Origin of the sequence: Endozoicomonas sp. ALD040 (genome assembly GCF_049275945.1) — a bacterium.
Lineage (GTDB): Bacteria > Pseudomonadota > Gammaproteobacteria > Pseudomonadales > Endozoicomonadaceae > Endozoicomonas_A.
In genome coordinates, this window is record NZ_CP184829.1 from 2,571,838 (window position 1) to 2,591,120 (window position 19,283).

General features: G+C 53.4%; 1 protein-coding gene. It reads left to right on the forward strand.

Going from position 1 to position 19,283, the window contains the following annotated elements:
* Positions 1-187 precede the first annotated feature (187 nt).
* Positions 188-19,243, forward strand: coding sequence for a hypothetical protein (locus ACOJUN_RS09030; protein WP_422136307.1), 19,056 nt, complete (start codon positions 188-190; stop codon positions 19,241-19,243).
* The last annotated feature ends 40 nt before the right edge of the window (positions 19,244-19,283 follow it).

Sequence of the window (19,283 nt, forward strand, 5' to 3'; positions counted from 1 at the left end):
TAAGTCGTCAAAAAAACTGTTCAAAGTATTGGTTAAATAGACTGTCTTTTATTTTTTGAATTAATAAAGTTAGCTATCTATACCTACTTAATAGGGGTTGTATTTTAGATAGATCGCTTGTTTGTTTGTGACGATAAATATTTATCAAGATTTATAATTTTTAACATCATTACACAAGGGTGTAATCATGGCTGATGATAGCAGTGCCAGTAGTGAGCAGCAGTCGCAGACCTCTAGTGATTCCGAATTAAATTCAGACGTCGACACAAATCTTGAAAAAGTTCGATTTGATAAACCATCAAAATCAGTTGTCAAATCAGTGTCAGCTGATACCCAGTATCTTTTAGACTTTAATTCCGACGACGTAAAACTGGAAGTCAGGGGGCCTGACTTTGTTCTTGTCTTCCCAGATGGTGTTGAAATCACCTTGTTACTTGCGGGGGTGATGGCTGCAACAGAGCAAACACTTCAATTTAAATTCGCCGATGGCTCAGTTATCAATGGTGATGAATTCATTTCCAAATCCAGTTTTGTTGAATCGGAAGATGTACCTGTTTCTACTCTGAAGGGACAGGAGAGTGAATCTGAAGAGGAAGAAACGCCATCAGGCAAGGAAACGGAAGAAACATCATACAGTGAAACGACTGATTCAAAGACTCAATCAAAAGCCAGCAAGGAAATAAAAAAGAATGATGAGGCGTTTAAGAAAAAACCTGTAGAAGAGGTAGAACCCCGGGATGATGATTTTACCGACACGGCGCAGGCAACCAGCACCAGCTCGTCTTCTTCGCCTCCGGTTGAAGAAGTTACTCCAACAGAAGCTGCTTCAACAACGGAAGGTACCAGTAATCTTACATTCTCGGTTTCGGTGACCAATGTCGGTTCAAGTTCTGCAGGTCAGCTCATTATTGGTGGTGGCGGCAACAACTCTTCGACCAGCCAAAGCGATCCTGAGCAGCATCTTGAGATTGAGCGCTTTGGTAGCAGCCTGGACGGAGACTCTGATGTTCAGCTCAATTACAACAGTGGCCTGGAAATTTACGGTGAAGATCCCTTACTTTTTACTGACTCATTAAACAGTAAGAATCTGGTTCTGCAGAATGATGCAAATATTAATGATATTGCAGCTATTTATGTTGAAAATATGCCCGATGGCTGGGGAGTTGCCGGTGGCGCGACTGAGGGTGACGGAAGCTGGCTGCTGCCGAGTCTGACCAATTTTATTCTGACCTACCCTACTGAAACTGACAGTCAGGTGGTGGATCTTTCCTTTAAACTGGTTCTCAAAGACGGTTCAGAAAATGAATACGTCATCCCTGTTATCCGCCGAGATGCCTCCGATCCGGGTGAACTCACTCTTTCCTCATCGGAACTTTCCCCCCTGGTACTGGATACCAGCCCAACCAGCGACAATATAACAACAGGCGACAATGATGACATCATTCACGCAGGCGTTGGTGATGACATTGTTGATGCGGCAGGTGGTGATGATTTTGTTTCCGGCGGTATGGGTGATGATCAGCTCGATGGCGGGGCGGGTTCTGACACTATTCAGTTCAGCTATGAATATGGTGCCAATACGATAGGGCCTGAAAGCGGTGTCAAAATAGATCTGGGCTCCGGGTCGGTGACTGATGACGGCTATGGCACTTCTGATGCCATTAGTAATTTTGAGAATGTCATCGGCACAATCCATGACGATACCATCACCGGTAGCGAATACATTGACGCCGACAACAGTGGTGATAATACGCTTGGCGGCCTTGCCGGCGATGATGTTATTAGCGGTTTGAGTGGCGATGACTTTCTGGTAGGTGGTGTCGGCACAGATACTCTCTTCGGCGGTGCCGGAAGTGACGTACTGGACGGTGGGGCTGATGATGACAATCTATCGGGCGGTGCGGGTACCGATATCCTGAAAGGTGGCGCCGGCGCAGACAGCCTGGACGGTGGCGCAGGTTCGGATACGGTGGATTACAGTGATGAAACCGGTTCTGTCACGGTTGATCTGGCAGGGTCGACCGCCACCGACGGCAATGGTGATACAGACACCCTGACCAATATTGAGAACATTACCGGTAGTTCCGGGGATGACCAGATTTTTGGTGATTTTGGGGCAAACGTTCTCAACGGAATGGATGGCAACGACACTGTCTCTGGTGGTGACGGAACGGACACCATAAATGGCGGTAGCGGTAACGACTACATAAACGGTAATCAGGGTGACGACCTTATTGATGGCGGTGCCAATGATGACATCATCCATGGTGGTTTTGGTAACGATACCCTCAATGGTGGTGAAGGCATTGATACGCTGGATATGGTGGGGACGGTAACCAGCCTTTTCGATACACCGGATGATATCACGATTGACCTGAGTACCTCACCGGATGGAACCGGTTCCGTTACGGTCAACAAGAGTTATGGGAGTGGCCTGTTCACTGGTGTTGATACCATCACTGGGTTTGAGAACATCACCACGGACCATGGTAATGACACTCTCACGGGGAATGATCTCGATAATGTGCTGAGCAGTGGTCGCGGCATTGACAGGCTTGATGGAGGGAATGGTCGGGATACCCTTCAGGGCGGTGCTGATGATGACACGCTAATCGGGGGCGCCGGTAATGACATTCTTGAAGGCGGTGACGGGAACGATGTCCTGGATGGTGGTTCCGGAAACGATGATCTTCGAGGAGGTGATGGCGTTGATACGGTCAGTTTTGCTGCTCTTTCCAGTGCCGTCAGTGTTGACCTCGGCGATGGCCGAATTTCCGATGATGGCCTAGGTGGCACAGATACTATTCAATCTATTGAAAATATTGAAGGTACCAATCTGACGGGGCAGGGCGACACACTGCTCGGTGATACCGGGGATAATGAAATATTCGGTCTGGACGGGGATGATACTCTGGGAGGTGGTGGGGGTACCAACAGGCTGGATGGTGGTGCCGGGAGTGATACCGTCAGTTATGGCAACGAGACCAGCGGCGTTACCGTAGACCTGGATGACACCCTGAACCCCGTTGTAACAGCGTCGGGACAGGACACGTTGATTTCCATTGAGAACCTTTCCGGTGGTTCCGGAAACGATTTTTTGAAAGGAACTTCAACTGAAAATACCCTCAGTGGCGGCAGTGGTGACGACACGCTGATGGGCCGGGGGGGTAATGATACGCTGGATGGTGGTATTAATGGCCAGACGGGTGACTGGGTCGATTACAGTGAAGCTTCGTCAGCGGTGATAGTGAACCTTTCCGGCACAGATCACACGGCTTCATACGGCATTGGTGCCAATGCTGCTATCGACGGTGACGGCGGAACCGATGCCCTGAAAAACATTGAAAATGTCACAGGCTCTGCAGGAAATGATGTTCTGATCGGCGATGAGCTGAATAACCACCTGCAGGGTGGCGACGGTAACGATACCTTCGTGGGCGGAAATGGTAGCGATATCTTCGATGGTGGCAGTGCTTCGGAGAGCGATACGGCTGACTATACGACAGTCACCGGAAATATTGTTGTTGACCTGGAAAATGATACGGCCAGCAATGATGGTTTCAATAACACTGATACCCTGACCAGTATTGAGAATGTGCTGGGAGGCTCTGGTGATGATGTTATTAGCGCCGGTACGAGTAATGAAAGTAATGTGCTCCGGGGCAATGCTGGCGAGGATCAACTGTCTGGTGGAGCAGGCACAGATATACTCGACGGCGGTGATGGTGATGACAGACTGATTGGTGGCTCCGGAGCAGATCAGCTGATCGGTGGGGATGACAATGAAACCCATGGCGATACAGTTGATTACAGTGCCGCTGCCATTGGCCTTCAGGTTGATCTGGCCAGCGGGGTGGTGGCTGATGATGGTACTGGCAGCCAGGACACTATTTCAGGCATAGAAAATGTCATAGGCGGTTCCGGTGATGACCAGCTAACCGGCAACAGTGATGCTAATACGCTGACTGGCAATGCCGGTGATGATGTCCTCAATGGCGGCGGGGGCGAAGACACCCTGCTGGGAGGGGATGGTGACGACCGGCTGACCGGCGGCAGTGGCAATGACACTCTCAATGGTGGCATCCAGACAGCCAATGGTGATACAGCCGATTACAGTGCTGACTCAACCGATCTGAATGCGGATCTGGATACCGGTATTGCCAGCAGCACGCTCAGTGGCAGTGACACATTGGTAGGTATTGAAAATATCACTGGCGGCAGCAGTGATGACCGCCTGCTGGGGGACAGTTCCGATAACCAGCTGTCCGGCGGTGCCGGGGACGATGTGCTCACTGGCAGGGGAGGCAGCGACACACTGGATGGTGGCACCGGGAGTGATACCGCTGACTATTCTGCAAGCACCGGCATTGTTACTGTTGCTCTGGATGGCTCATTAACCAATACCAACGGCATTGATGCTAGCACGGATACCCTGATTGATATTGAGAATGTTACTGGCGGCAGCAACAACGACAGGCTGGTGGGCAATAGCGATAACAACCTGCTTAGCGGCAATGCCGGTGACGACCTGCTCCGTGGTGGTGCCGGTAATGACACTTTCTATGGAGAGACAGAAGCTGCGGGAGTTAATCCTGGCAGTCAGGACACGGATACCGTCAGCTATTCACTGGCAGCGGCAGGGGTCAGTGTTGATCTCGCTGCCAATTCAGCCAGCGATGATGGCGACGGTGGCAGCGATCAGTTGTATGGCATTGAGAATATAACGGGCAGTAATGCTCAGGATAATATCAGTGGTGATGCCGGGGACAATGAGCTTAAAGGTGAAGGAGGCGATGATATCCTTGCCGGTGGTGGCGGTGATGACGTTCTTGATGGCGGCAGTGGAACGGCTGACCAAGCGAATTACAGCAATGCAGCCAATAGCATCAGTGTAGATCTGGCTGCTGGCCAGGCTCTGGATGATGGGGATAGCGGTACCGATACCCTGATCGCCATCGAAAATGTCACTGGCAGTGATCACAATGACGATATCCGGGGCTCTTCAGATGCCAATACCCTGAGCGGGGGGGATGGTGACGACCTGCTCTTCGGTGGTGCCGGTAATGACGTTCTTGATGGAGAAAGCGGCGCTGATACCGTGACCTATGACGACTACGGTCGTTCGGTTATCGCAACGCTTGCAGATGCTGGTGATGGCCAGGCAACGGATGCCGGTGGAACGGAAACCGATACCCTCCGCAACATCGAAAACATAACAGGTAGCAGCAGTTATGGCGATACGCTGACCGGTAACAGCAGTGACAATGTTCTGTCCGGCAATGGTGGCGATGACATTCTCAGTGGCGGTGCAGGTGCCGACACGCTAAAGGGCGATGACGGCAATGACACGCTTTCTGGTGGTATCGGGGCGGATAATTTCGATGGTGGTGCGGACGTGGATACGGTCACTTATGCCGGAGTCTCCGTTGGCGTCACTGCTAACCTTCGGACTGGCCTCGGTAACGACGGTAGCGGTAGTAGTGAAACCTACAGCAATATCGAGAACCTGATCGGGGGCAGCAGTGACGATACCCTGACCGGAACTGACAGCTCCTCCCAGGGCAACGAACTCTCTGGCGGAGCCGGTGACGACGCTCTGACTGGCGGTGCGGGTAACGACATTCTGGATGGTGGCAGTCATGGTGTAGCCGGCGACACGGTTGTCTTCAGTGATGGCAGTAGTGGTGTCACGGCCAGTCTGGTTGATGGCCAGGCCACTGATAGCGAGGGCGGCCAGGACGTTCTGCAGAACATTGAAAATTTAACCGGTACCAGCAGCGATGACAGTCTGACCGGTGACGCATTAGACAACGTGCTTAGTGGTAATGCCGGTACAGATACATTGCTCGGTAATGGCGGTGATGACACCCTCAATGGTGGTAATGACAACGATATCCTGGTGGGTGGGGCCGGTGCAGATACCCTCAATGGCGGAGCGGGCAGTGACACGGCGGATTACAGTGACAACACCAGCATTGTTACGGTTGACCTGTCACAGGCGAGTAACAAGGTGACTGAAGGCGGGTTCATTACCGATATCCTGAACGACATCGAAAATGTTACCGGCGGCTCCAACAATGACACCCTGAGAGGTGATGATGATGCCAATGTCTTGACCGGCGGGGACGGTGACGACCTGCTGGTGGGTGGCCGTGATGACGATGAGCTGGTCGGCGGTGATGGTATTGACACGGTGGACTACGGTACCAGTCATCAGGCTGTCACCGTGAACCTGAACCTTGGCACTGCGTCTGATGGCTTTGGTTCCTCGGATACATTGAGTGGCATTGAAAAAGTTATTGGCAGCGACCATGACGATAGCCTGACCGGAAATAACGATGATAATGAGCTGTCTGGTGGTCTGGGCAGTGACAGCCTCGTGGGTGGGGGCGGCAATGATATCTTCCGTGGCGGCAGTGACGGTGCCAGTGAGAACACTGTTGATTATACCGATGCGGCAGCCGCTGTAACCGCGAGCCTGACGGACGGTACAGCGACAGACGATGGTGATGGTGGCCAGGATACCTTCCACGATATCGATAATATTCGGGGTAGCAGCCACGACGATGTGATCATCGGCGACGCTAACGTCAATGATCTTTATGGGGGAGCAGGGGATGACACCCTGACAGGACGGGCAGGCAATGACCGTCTGGAAGGTGGGGGCAACACGGCGGTGGGCGATACCGCCGACTACTCTCTGGCGGCCAGTGCAGTCACTGTCGATTTGTCTATCGGCAAGGCGACGGATGACGGTGATGGTGGTGGTCAGGATGACCTGATCGGGATAGAGAATGTTACCGGCAGCGACGGTAATGATGTGCTGACAGGTGACACGGCTGCCAACAGGCTGCAGGGTGGCGACGGTGACGACAGTCTGAAAGGCGGACAGGGTGATGATTCCCTTGAGGGCGGTGACGGCTCCGATACGCTGGTAGGAGGAGAGGGAGTTGACACCATCGACGGTGGCACGGGTGTGGACACGCTCAGTTACGCTTCTGATCAGGACACCAACAGCGACGGTATGGGTGTGGTAGTCGATCTCTCTGCTGACCAAGCCACCGATGGCAGTGGTGCTACTGATAGCGTCACTAATATTGAAAATGTCACCGGCAGTGACTTTAAGGACACCCTGACCGGTGATGCCAATGCTAATACCCTGGCTGGCGGCCTTGGCGATGATACTCTGGCCGGTGGTGCCGGAGCAGATACACTGGATGGCGGAACTGAGGGTAGCGACGGCGATACAGCGGATTACACCGATGCATTGGGGGTTGTTACAGCAGACCTGTCAGGCGCAAACGATACGGCCATTGTTGATGGCGATGCCACTGATACCCTGATCAGTATTGAAAATATCACCGGCAGCCAGTTTGCCGACACGCTGACCGGTGATAACAATGCCAATACTCTGCTGGGCAATGGTGGTGATGACACCCTGATGGGGGGGCAGGGAGAGGACATACTGGCCGGTGGTGCCGACAACGACACACTGGACGGGGGATTGGATGCTGACACCCTCAGGGGAGAAGCGGGCGAGGATACCCTGGTCGGTAATGAGGGTGACGATATCCTGGAAGGCGGTGACGATGCAGACCGCCTTGAAGGCGGCACAGGTGCCGACCAGTTGCGAGGCGGCGCTGGCATTGATACCGCCGTATACAGCAATGATGCCAGCGGTATTACTGTGAACCTTGCTGATGCCGCGCCCAATGCCACCGACGGTTCAGGAGCTACGGATACCCTGGACAGCATCGAGAATATTGTCGGCAGTGCCAGTGCTGACAGTATTACCGGTGACAGCCAGGTCAACCTGCTTCAGGGGGGCAGTGGTGACGATACGCTGCGTGGTGGCGATGGCGACGATACCCTTCAGGGGGAAAATGATGCCGACACGCTCTTTGGTGATGCGGGCGATGACACTCTGGAAGGCGGTGGTGGCGACGATACCCTTGATGGCGGCCTCGGCAGTGACAGCCTCGACGGCGGTAGCGGTAATGACACTGTTGATTACAGTCTGATGTCCGCCAGTGTGGTGGCGGATATTTCCGGTAGTGTCGATACGGTCACCATTGGCAGCGACACCGATACCCTGACCAGTATTGAGAATATTAACGGCAGTGATCACTACGATACGCTGACGGGTGACGGCGGTGTCAATATCCTGCAGGGCAATGATGGTAACGATACCCTGAGCGGCAATGACGGTGCCGACCAGCTATTCGGTAACGAGGGTGATGACACCCTGCAAGGCGGCAGTGGCAGTGATACTCTCAATGGCGGTGCTAACGGGGAAACCAACGGTGATACGGTTGACTACAGCAGTCATAGTCGTGCAGTAACGGTTGATCTTGACAGCGGTACTGCCACCGATGGAACTGCCGATACTGACACCCTTGTCGATATTGAAAACATCACAGGCAGCGGGCTGGGTGATACCCTGACCGGCGATATTCACGACAACCTCATAGCAGGCAGCGGTGGTAGCGATACCATCGACGGCAATAGCGGTGATGACCACCTTCAGGGGGGCAGTGGCAATGACGTTCTCATTGGTGGCCTCGGCAGCGATACCCTTGATGGTGGCACCGAAACGGACACGGCGGACTACAGCGCGGCTATTGGTTCGGTCAATGCCAACCTGTCTTCCGGCACTCCTCAGGCGTCAGTGAGTGGCGACGCCACGGACACACTGATTAGCATTGAAAATCTGCGTGGCAGTAATCAGGCCGATACCTTAACCGGCGATAACAACGCCAATGATCTTCATGGCGGTCAGGACAACGATACCCTGACTGGCAACGGTGGCGTTGATCGGCTCTATGGTGAAAGTGGTGATGACACCTTGGTCGGTGGCGATGGTGCGGATACTCTCGATGGTGGTAGTGGTGGTGAAGCGGCAGGGGATACGGCAGATTACAGCGCCCGAAATACGGCGGTGACCATCAATCTTCAGAACCAGTCCCTGAACGATGACGGTAGTGGTGCTCAGGACACTCTGGTGGATATAGAGAACGTCACCGGTGGCAGTGCCGACGATACGCTCACGGGGGATGCCGCAGACAATGTGCTGACCGGGGGCGGCGGCGATGACATTCTGGTAGGCGGTGGCGGTCAGGATCGGCTGGTAGGCAGCGGCGGTTCTGATGTGGATACGGTGGATTACATTGGTGCTGCCGGTGCCGTGGTAGCTGACCTGTCCAACTCGCAAGCTAGTGATGATGGTGATGGCAGTTCTGATGATTTGATTGATATTGAGAACCTGATCGGTAGTAACAACGGAGACTCCCTGACCGGTGACGCTGAGGCCAACAAGCTTGAAGGGGGTGCCGGTGACGACACGCTGAAGGGTATGGGTGGCAACGATGTTCTGGAAGGGGGGGCGGATAACGACACCCTCAGTGGTGGGGCTGGCACTGACAATCTCATAGGTGGTACAGGTACCGATACGGCAGATTACAGCGATGCCCAGTCCGGAGTGACGGTTGATCTTTCCGCAGCCTCGAACCAGACTTCTGACGACGGTGATTCTTCCAGCGATACCCTGGACAGCATTGAGAATGTTACAGGCAGCCTGAATAACGACACACTGACGGGAGATAACCAGAATAATACTCTGAGCGGGCTGGATGGCAGCGACATCCTGTCTGGCGGAGGCGGGGCGGATACTCTCGAAGGCGGCAATAACGACGATACCCTGCGTGGTGATAGCGGTAACGACGCGCTGAAAGGGGGCAACGGGAGCGATACCGCTGATTACAGCGGAGTCACCGGCAGCGTCACTGCCAGTCTGTTAAATAAGCAGGTCTCCGACGATGGTGATGGTGGTCAGGATACTCTGGACAGTATTGAGAACCTTATTGGTGGTACGCTCGGCGATAACCTGGCGGGTGATAACCAGAATAATCGGCTGGAAGGTCGTGAAGGAAGCGATGTTCTCAGGGGCGGTCTGGGTGATGATGTATTGATTGGTGGCGATGATGCTGGTACGACTGACCGGGCAGATTATGATGATGCCTCGGCTGGTGTCACCGTTAACCTGACCACAGGCAATGCATCGGGCGCCAATGGTAATGACACTCTGAATGGCATTGAGGATATCAAGGGCAGCAACCACGATGACACACTGACCGGAGACAGTGCAGCTAATGTTCTGGAGGGGCTGGACGGCATCGACATCCTCTATGGTGAAGGTGCAGACGATACGCTCTATGGTGGTAACCAGAACGACACTATTTTCGGCGGTGACGGTAGCGACACCATTCGTGGCGAGGATGACAATGACACGATCAGCGGAGGTGCCGGAAACGATGATCTGGATGGTGGCGCTGATTTTGACACTCTGGATTACACTGACCACACCAATAACCTGACCGTAGACCTGAACAACTCCACGGTTAACGCCGGCTCCAACAATACCGATACCATCAGCAATTTTGAAGCGGTCATTACTGGCAGCGGTGACGATACACTGACCGGGACAGCGGATGCCAATACCCTCAGGGGGAATGTCGGCAATGATACTTTGACCGGTGGCGATGGTGCCGATTCTCTCGAAGGCGGAACCGGCAATGACGTGTTTATTGAGGGGGGTGGCAGCGACATTATCGATGGCGGCGATGATATTGATACTGTGGATTACAGCTTGCTGGGTTCAGGTCATTCAGTTCAGGCAACACTGGTTCTGGGAGGGGACGGCTCGGCTGTGTCGGGATCTGACACCGATACGCTTCGTAATATTGAGAACATCATTGGTTCTGATGCGGCGGATACCCTTACAGGGAGTAGCGCAGATAACCAGCTATCCGGTGGTTCGGGGAACGATACGCTGACCGGTGCTGCGGGCGATGACACACTTGATGGCGGTGATGATACCGACACCGTTGATTATTCCGCAAATACCAATGCCCAGGCCGTTGTTATTGATCTGGCCAACCAGGCTATTAACGATGATGGTCTGGGAGGCAGTGATACCCTGAGCAATATCGAGATTATCCAGCTTGGTGCAGGAAATGATGTCGCCACAGGCGATAGTCATAACAATGAATTTTACGGCAACGACGGCACCGATACCCTCAGTGGGGCCGATGGTGATGACCAGCTCTACGGTGGTAATAAGGATGACATCTTGCGGGGTGGTGCAGGAACCGACTTACTGGATGGCGGTTTGGGTACTGACACAGTGGATTACACTGATGCCACCGCAGCCGTTGAAGTGGACCTCTCCGCAAACCGAGCCAAAGAGCAGGGTATCCTCACAGACACGTTTAATGATATCGAAAATATCTTGTCCGGTGATCACAATGACACTCTTATCGGCGATGGCGACGTCAACCGCATAGAAGGTGGAGCGGGTGATGACAGTATTACTGGCAATGCCGGTAATGACCAGCTGTTTGGTGATGACGGCGCAGATACCTTCTACGAAGGTGCAGGCAGCGATACCATCGATGGTGGCTTGGGTATTGATACGGTGGATTACAGCTCGGTATCAGGTGTTGAGCTGACGGTTGATCTTGATGGTGGCTCAGGTTCGGGGTCTGCCGTATTCAGTGGCGGCAATTCAGATGTTGATACCCTGGTTGATATTGAAAATATCGTCGGAACTGACAATAACGATACCATTACCGGAAGCAGCGAAGTTAATGAACTGGATGGTGGCGATGGTGATGACTGGCTGGTGGGTGAAGCTGGCAATGATACCCTCAGAGGCGGTGGTGGCACGGATACCGCCGACTACAGCTACCAGACCAATAACGTCCTGATTAATCTGGCAGACGATACCAATAATAATGATGGTCATGGTGATCGGGACAGTCTTGTTGATGTTGAGAATATCGTCAGTGGCTCCGGTAACGACACTCTGACCGGTGATTCTGCCAACAATACGCTTGATGGCGGGGCAGGCGATGATACTCTGTCTGGCGGCTCTGGCAACGACACCCTTACCGGTAATCTTGGCAGTGACACGGCGGATTATCGGGACGCTGTATCCAGCCTGACGATTGATCTTTCTGCTGGCGCTCCGATCAATGATACTCTGGGCGGTCAGGATACTCTCCAGTCCATTGAAAACCTGATGGGCGGTGACCATGCCGATTCGCTGACCGGCGACAGCATCAGTAATGTTCTCTGGGGGGGAGATGATAACGACACCCTGAATGGACTGGGAGGCGCCGATACTCTGGAAGGGCAGGAGGGTAATGATACCCTCGATGGGGGAGATCTTGACGACACCCTCAGAGGCGGTAATGGCGATGATACGCTGATCGGTGGTTCAGGTAATGACAATCTGCAGGGTGATGCCGGGACTGATACCGCAGATTACAGTGCTCAGACTCAGTCTGTCACCATCAACCTTCTTGATCAGTCACAAAACAACGATGGCCAAAGTGGCCAGGACACCCTCTCTAATATTGAAAACCTTTCTGGCGGCAGTAACGACGACACGCTGACCGGTGATAATGCCGACAATACGATTCGTGGCAATGCCGGTAACGATACCCTCAGTGGCAGTGGCGGTGCTGATCAGCTCATAGGTGATGCGGGTGATGATACCCTGCGAGGCGGTGCTGGCAACGACACCCTTGATGGTGGTCAGGGTGCCGGAGATACGGCAGATTACACAGGGCATGGCAGTGCTGTCACGGTAACACTGACCAGTGGCGGTGCCGGCAGCGGTACAGCCACTGATGCCGCCACCAGTGACATCGATACTCTGGCGGGTATCGAAAACCTCACCGGCAGCAGTAATGATGACACATTAACCGGTAATGACCTTGCCAACACTCTTCATGGCGGTGACGGTGCGGATACCTTGATCGGTGGAGACGGCGCAGATACCCTGCGTGGCGGCGATGAGACAACCGATAACAGCCTGAATGATACTGCCGATTACAGCGGCGCCTCCGGAGCCCTGACCATTGACCTGGCCAATGAAGAAGCCACCGATGATGGCTACGGCAACCGTGATGCAGTGATCGATATCGAAAGAGTAGTTGGCACTGCTTATGATGATTCGATTCGGGGGGATGCTGAAAGTAACCAACTCACCGGCGGTAACGGCAACGATACGTTTTATGGTGCTGGAGGGGTTGATACGTTTATCGGCGACGCTGGCACTGATACTGCCGATTACAGCGATGCCGGTAGTACTATCAATGTGAACCTGCTTAATGGAGTAGCTACTGACGATGGCGATGGTGCCAATGACGTACTCACAGGCATCGAGAATGTTATTGGCTCTGCCAACGCTGACACCATAGAGGGTGATACTCAGGCGAACCAACTGGAAGGTGGCGATGGCGCCGATACTCTGACCGGTGGTGATGGCGATGACGTGTTGCTGGGTCAGGACGGTGACGACATTCTTGAAGGGGGCCTTGGTGCTGACACACTTGATGGTGGGCTGGGTAATGACCGGGTGGATTACAGCGCCTTCGCCGGAGCACTGACTATTGACCGCTCAGGAGGCGGAAATAGTTTTCAGGTCGATCTCGGTGGTGGCAATGTTGATACCCTGACCAGCATTGAAGACCTGGTGCTGGGTGCGGGTGATGACCATATCATCGGTGATAGTGGAGACAACCGTTATGACGGTGGAATAGGTAATGACAAACTGGAAGGCAGGGGTGGAAACGATACCCTCAACGGCGATGAAGGCGATGACACCATCAGCGGAGGCAGTGGCAGTGACACTCTCGATGGCGGTGAAAGCGCCAGCGATAACGATACCCTGGATTATTCTGACAATACCACAGGCCTGACGGTTGACCTGGGTTCGTCTTCGGTGGTGGACGGGGCCGATACTGACACCATTGCCAATTTTGAATCTGTGCTGGGTGGTTCCGGTGATGACATCCTGACAGGTACCGCAGAAGTCAATATTCTGGATGGTCAGGACGGTGATGACATTCTTTATGGCAAGGCCGGTGCCGATACCCTGAGGGGCGGAAACCACAGCAGTAACGGTGATACCGCTGATTACAGTACCCATGGCAGCGCAGTCACGGCTACGCTGACTGCCAACGGTAACGGAACAGCTAACGATGGTACCGATACCGACAATCTGGAAGGTATAGAGAACATCAGCGGCAGTGCTTATGGCGATACCCTGACCGGTGATAACAATGCCAATACCCTCAATGGTAATGCTGGTATTGATACCATTAATGCCGGTGGTGCAGCAGATACAGTCAATGGTGGTGATGGTGCGGACATAATTGATGGTGGTGCCGGTGCGGACACACTTCATGGGGACGCTGATGGTGACACTGTCAGTGGTGGCGATGACAACGATACCCTCTTCGGCGATGCTGGCAATGACACTCTGAATGGCGATGCCGGGGATGACACTCTTTATGGTGGAACCGGTGACGATACCCTGGATGGAGGCAGTCATTCCAGCAATGGTGATACCGCCGATTACAGCGGCAAGTCGGCAATCACTGTTGATATGAACCTGGGCAGTAACCAGGTCAGTAATGACGGTGAAGGTGGTCAGGACACGCTGCTTAATATTGAAACTATTATCGGTACTTCCAACAACGACAGCATGATCGGCAATGCTGACAGCCACCGGTTTGAAGGGGGCGGCGGCGATGACAGCCTCTCAGGTGGCGGTGGCGATGATGAGCTGGTTGGCGGTGATGGCAACGATACCATTGACGGTGATGCGGATAACGATGATATCGAGGGTAATGCCGATAACGACATCCTGACAGGGGGTCAGGGTGAAGATTTCCTCAAAGGTGGCACAGGTCAGGATACTCTTTCAGGTGGAACCGAGAATGACACGCTCTGGGGTGAAGACGGTGATGACACTCTTGATGGGGGCGGCGGTGATGACTCCATCAACGGTGGAGCAGGAACCGATACCCTGTTATTAACCGGGGCAACACAAGCGGTCAATATTGATCTTCAGGCCGGTACGGCAACCAACGATGGCTATGGTACCAGCGACTCCAGTATTACCAATATTGAGAATGTTACGCTTGGCGCTAACGGTGGCGTCGTCACGGGTAGTGCCGATGATAATGTGCTGACCGGAAGCACTGGAGTCGATCAGTTCCACGGCGGTAGCGGCAATGACAGGCTGGAGGGCCATGACAACGATGACCTGCTCTACGGAGATGCCGGTCAGGACACGCTGTATGGTGGTGCCGGAGCAGACACCCTTGAAGGGGGTACGGAAAATGACACCCTCTATGGCGAGGCAGACAATGATACGTTGCGTGGCGATGCCGGTCAGGATCAGCTCTTTGGCGGTGTCGGCAATGATACCCTGGAGGGGGGGAATGACGACGATACCCTCGAAGGTGGCGCCGATGACGATACCCTCCACGGTGGTGACAACAATGACACGCTGCGTGGAGAGGCCGGTGCCGATCAGCTCAACGGTGACGCTGGTGATGATGTGCTTGAAGGAGGGGATGGCATTGATACCCTTAACGGCGGCGATAATGATGATACCCTGCGAGGAGGAGCGGGAGGCGACACGCTGAACGGGGGTTCCGGTGATGACACCCTGGTTGGCGGAGCCGGTAATGACAGTCTGGACGGTGGTGTCGGCACAGCGGACTGGGCCGATTACAGCGACGCTATCGGTGATGTTACCGCTGATCTCAGCGACCTGGTTGGCACCAATGCCGAAGATGGCCAGGGTTTCAGCGATACTCTCGTAAATATTGAAAATATCCGAGGTGGTGCGCATTCTGACGACCTGACAGGGGATGCCAACGCCAATCACCTGGTGGGTAATGGCGATAATGATACCTTGTCCGGTGGTGATGGTGCGGATCATCTGCAAGGCGGTGACGGCAATGATTATCTGACGGGCGGTGCCGGTGCCGATACGCTGGATGGCGGTGAAGAGGTCGGAGACAATGATACCGTTGACTATGCCAGTGAAAGCTCGGCAGTCACCGTAGATCTGTCCAGTGTTTTACAGACGGCAACCGTCAGCGCGGTGACAGACACCCTGTCCGGTATTGAAAGTGTGGTCGGAGGCAGTAGTGACGACATTCTCACCGGTAACGGCGACACCAATGTATTGCAAGGCAATGCGGGTCAGGACACGATTGAGGGTGGTGCCGGTGATGATACGCTGCAAGGTGGTGCTGATAATGACACCATCAATGGTGGTCTGGGCGATGACACTATTGACGGTGGCAGTGGTAATAATGACCTGCTTGACCTGAGCATGGCAACCCACACCATTAGCCTTAACCTAGGTAATGGAAGCGCCACTCAGGATGGTTATGGCTCATCCGATAGCAGTATCACCGGGATTGAAGACGTTACCGGAGGTGGTCAGGCCGATGATATTACCGGCAATGCTTTGGCCAATATTCTGCGTGGAGGGGGAGATGCTGATCTTCTGAAAGGTGGTTTTGGCAACGATACTCTCTATGGTGACAGTGGTGCAGACACGCTGCAAGGCAACGCCGGTGACGATGACATATATGGGGGTACCGGTAATGATACGGTCAGCTACGCTGACGGTGGTGCGGTTAATGTCAATCTGAGCACTGGCATAGCCACCGGCAATGGCACCGATAACCTTTACGAGATCGAAAATATTACCGGCAGTTTCTCCGACGATACGCTGACAGGTGACAGTGGCGATAATACCCTCGATGGCAGCTCGGGAGACGACATACTGATCGGTGGTGCCGGTAATGATGTGCTGGAGGGAGGAGCTCACAGCAGTCTGGGTGATACGGTTGATTACAGTGGCGCTACCAGCGGCGTGACCGCTAATCTGACCAGTGAGACAGGCAGTAGCGTTGATCAGGGCACCGATACCCTGAAGAATATTGAAAATATTATTGGCAGTAGTCAAAACGACGCACTGACCGGCAGCAGTGTCAGCAATTCGATCAATGCGGGTACCGGCGCAGACACCATTTATGGCAGTGATGGTAACGATACTCTTGATGGTGGTGGCGACAGTGACACGGTGGATTACAACACATCCCACTTCAACAACTCTGGTAGTGGTTTAACCATCACTCTTAACGGTTCTGCCAACGGCACTTCTGTTCATGGTAGTGATACTGACACGCTCAAAAATATTGAAAATGCCACTGGCTCCGGTAACGCCGATACCCTGATCGGAGACAGTGGCAATAATACCCTCAATGGTATGGCTGGCGACGATATTCTGGAAGCAGGCACCGGGACAGACACTCTCGATGGTGGCACAGGTTCTGATACTGCGGATTACAGTGGCCATGCTAATTCCGGTATCACGGTTGTGCTCAATGGCAGCGCTAACGGTACCGTCAATGATGGCACTGATACAGACACTCTCCGCAACATCGAAAATATTATTGCCACAGATGGCGCCGATACCATAACGGGTGATGATGAGGACAATACCATTAACGCCGGTGATCAGAACGACACGATCCACTCAAGTAATGGTACCGACATTCTGGATGGTGGCAGCGGCACGGATACTATCAACTACAGTACCAACAGCAGTGGTCTGACCGTCACTCTGGCTGGCGCATCTGATGGCTCAGTAGCCAAGGGTGGTAATACCGATACTGTCCGTAATGTGGAAAATGTCGTTGGTACTGCTTTTATCGATACCATGACCGGTGACAGCAACAGCAATAGTTTCAGTGGTGCGGGTGGCAACGATATATTCTATGGTAGCGGTGGCAACGATATTCTGGATGGCGGTGCAGATACCGACACCGTGGATTACTCTGCGTACACTGCCACTGTCACTGTCACTCTGGCCGAAACCGGCAACGACGGTACAGCCACCACTTCTGCGGGCACGGACACCCTTCGTGAGATCGAAAATATTATTGGCGGTAGCGGGGACGATTTGCTCACCGGTAACACTGCCAGCAACGACCTTGATGGTGGTGCCGGTGATGACACGCTTCGCGGTGGTGCCGGTGCTGATATGCTTGATGGCGGTGATGACATTGATACTGTTGATTACAGTCAGGATTCAGGAGCAGTTTTTGTTAATTTAACAGGAGGGAATGCCACAGATGGTAGCGGTGGCATCGATACGTTGACAGATATCGAAAACATTACTGGCTCCGACAATGCATTAGGCGACCAACTGTATGGTGATGCGTCAGCCAACACCATCAACGGGGGAGATGGAGGAGATACTATTTTCGGTGGTGCGGGTGCTGACACCATTAACGGGGGAGACGGCGACGACAACATTAACGGTAATCAGGACAATGACACCATTACGGGTGGCGCTGGCGATGACATCATCCACGGTGGCTTCGGAAACGATAAATTAGATGGCGGAGCTAATACTGCGGCGGGCGATACGCTGGATATGGTGGGTAACGTCACCGGACCTGGTGACACACCGGATGATATTACTGTCGACCTCTCTGCCACTGCAGATGCTGATGGTTACATCACAGTCAACAAAAGTTATGGTGGCGGAGCCTCTACCGGTAATGACAAGGTCAAGGGTTTTGAGAATGTCACTACCGACCACGGCAACGATACCCTGATTGGTGACAGCGCCAACAATATTCTGAACAGTGGTAGCGGTAATGACACACTCCGGGGTGGAAACGGAAGCGATACTCTCATTGCCGGTTCCGGCAACGATATTCTGGAGGGTGGTGCCGGGGCCGACATACTGAACGGCGGGGACGATGAGGATACTGTTGATTACAGCAGTGAATCCAGCGGCGTCACGGTTAACCTGGACACTGGCGTGGCCACCGACGGTGGCGGCAGTAACGACACCCTGACCAGTATCGAGAAGGTGCTGGGCTCCAGCAGTGGAGATAATCTCACCGCCTCCAGCACGATAGCTAACGTACTGGAAGGTAATGCGGGTAACGACACCCTAACGGGCTTTGCTGCTGATCAGCTTATTGGCGGAGCTGGTGACGACACTCTCAATATTGATCTGGCAGCCCTGCAAAACAGCGCCACACAGGTAGATGGTGGAGCTGACAGCGACACGCTCAGTCTTAATAACGGTGGCAGTTGGGATCTGGGTAATTACACCAGCCTTATCGATAATTTTGAAAAAATTGATTTCAACGGAGGAAGTGCCGATACCATCACTATCTCAATGGATGATGTCGGTGCACTTTCCGGAAGTAACAGCCTGACCATTGATGTTGATAGCAGTGATGGTATTACTGTGAATGATTCGACCAGCAGTGATACCAGTGATGCCAGTCAGCACATTTACCATGACAACAGTGGCAATACCATAACAGTCAACTTCCTCTGATGGATTCAGGCCAGTAGGTTCAGAGGGCGCCAGGATAAAT

Coding starts and splice junctions, on each gene's coding strand:
- ACOJUN_RS09030 (WP_422136307.1), top strand. CDS start 188: ATGGCTGATGATAGCAGTGCCAGTAGTGAGCAGCAGTCGCAGACCTCT.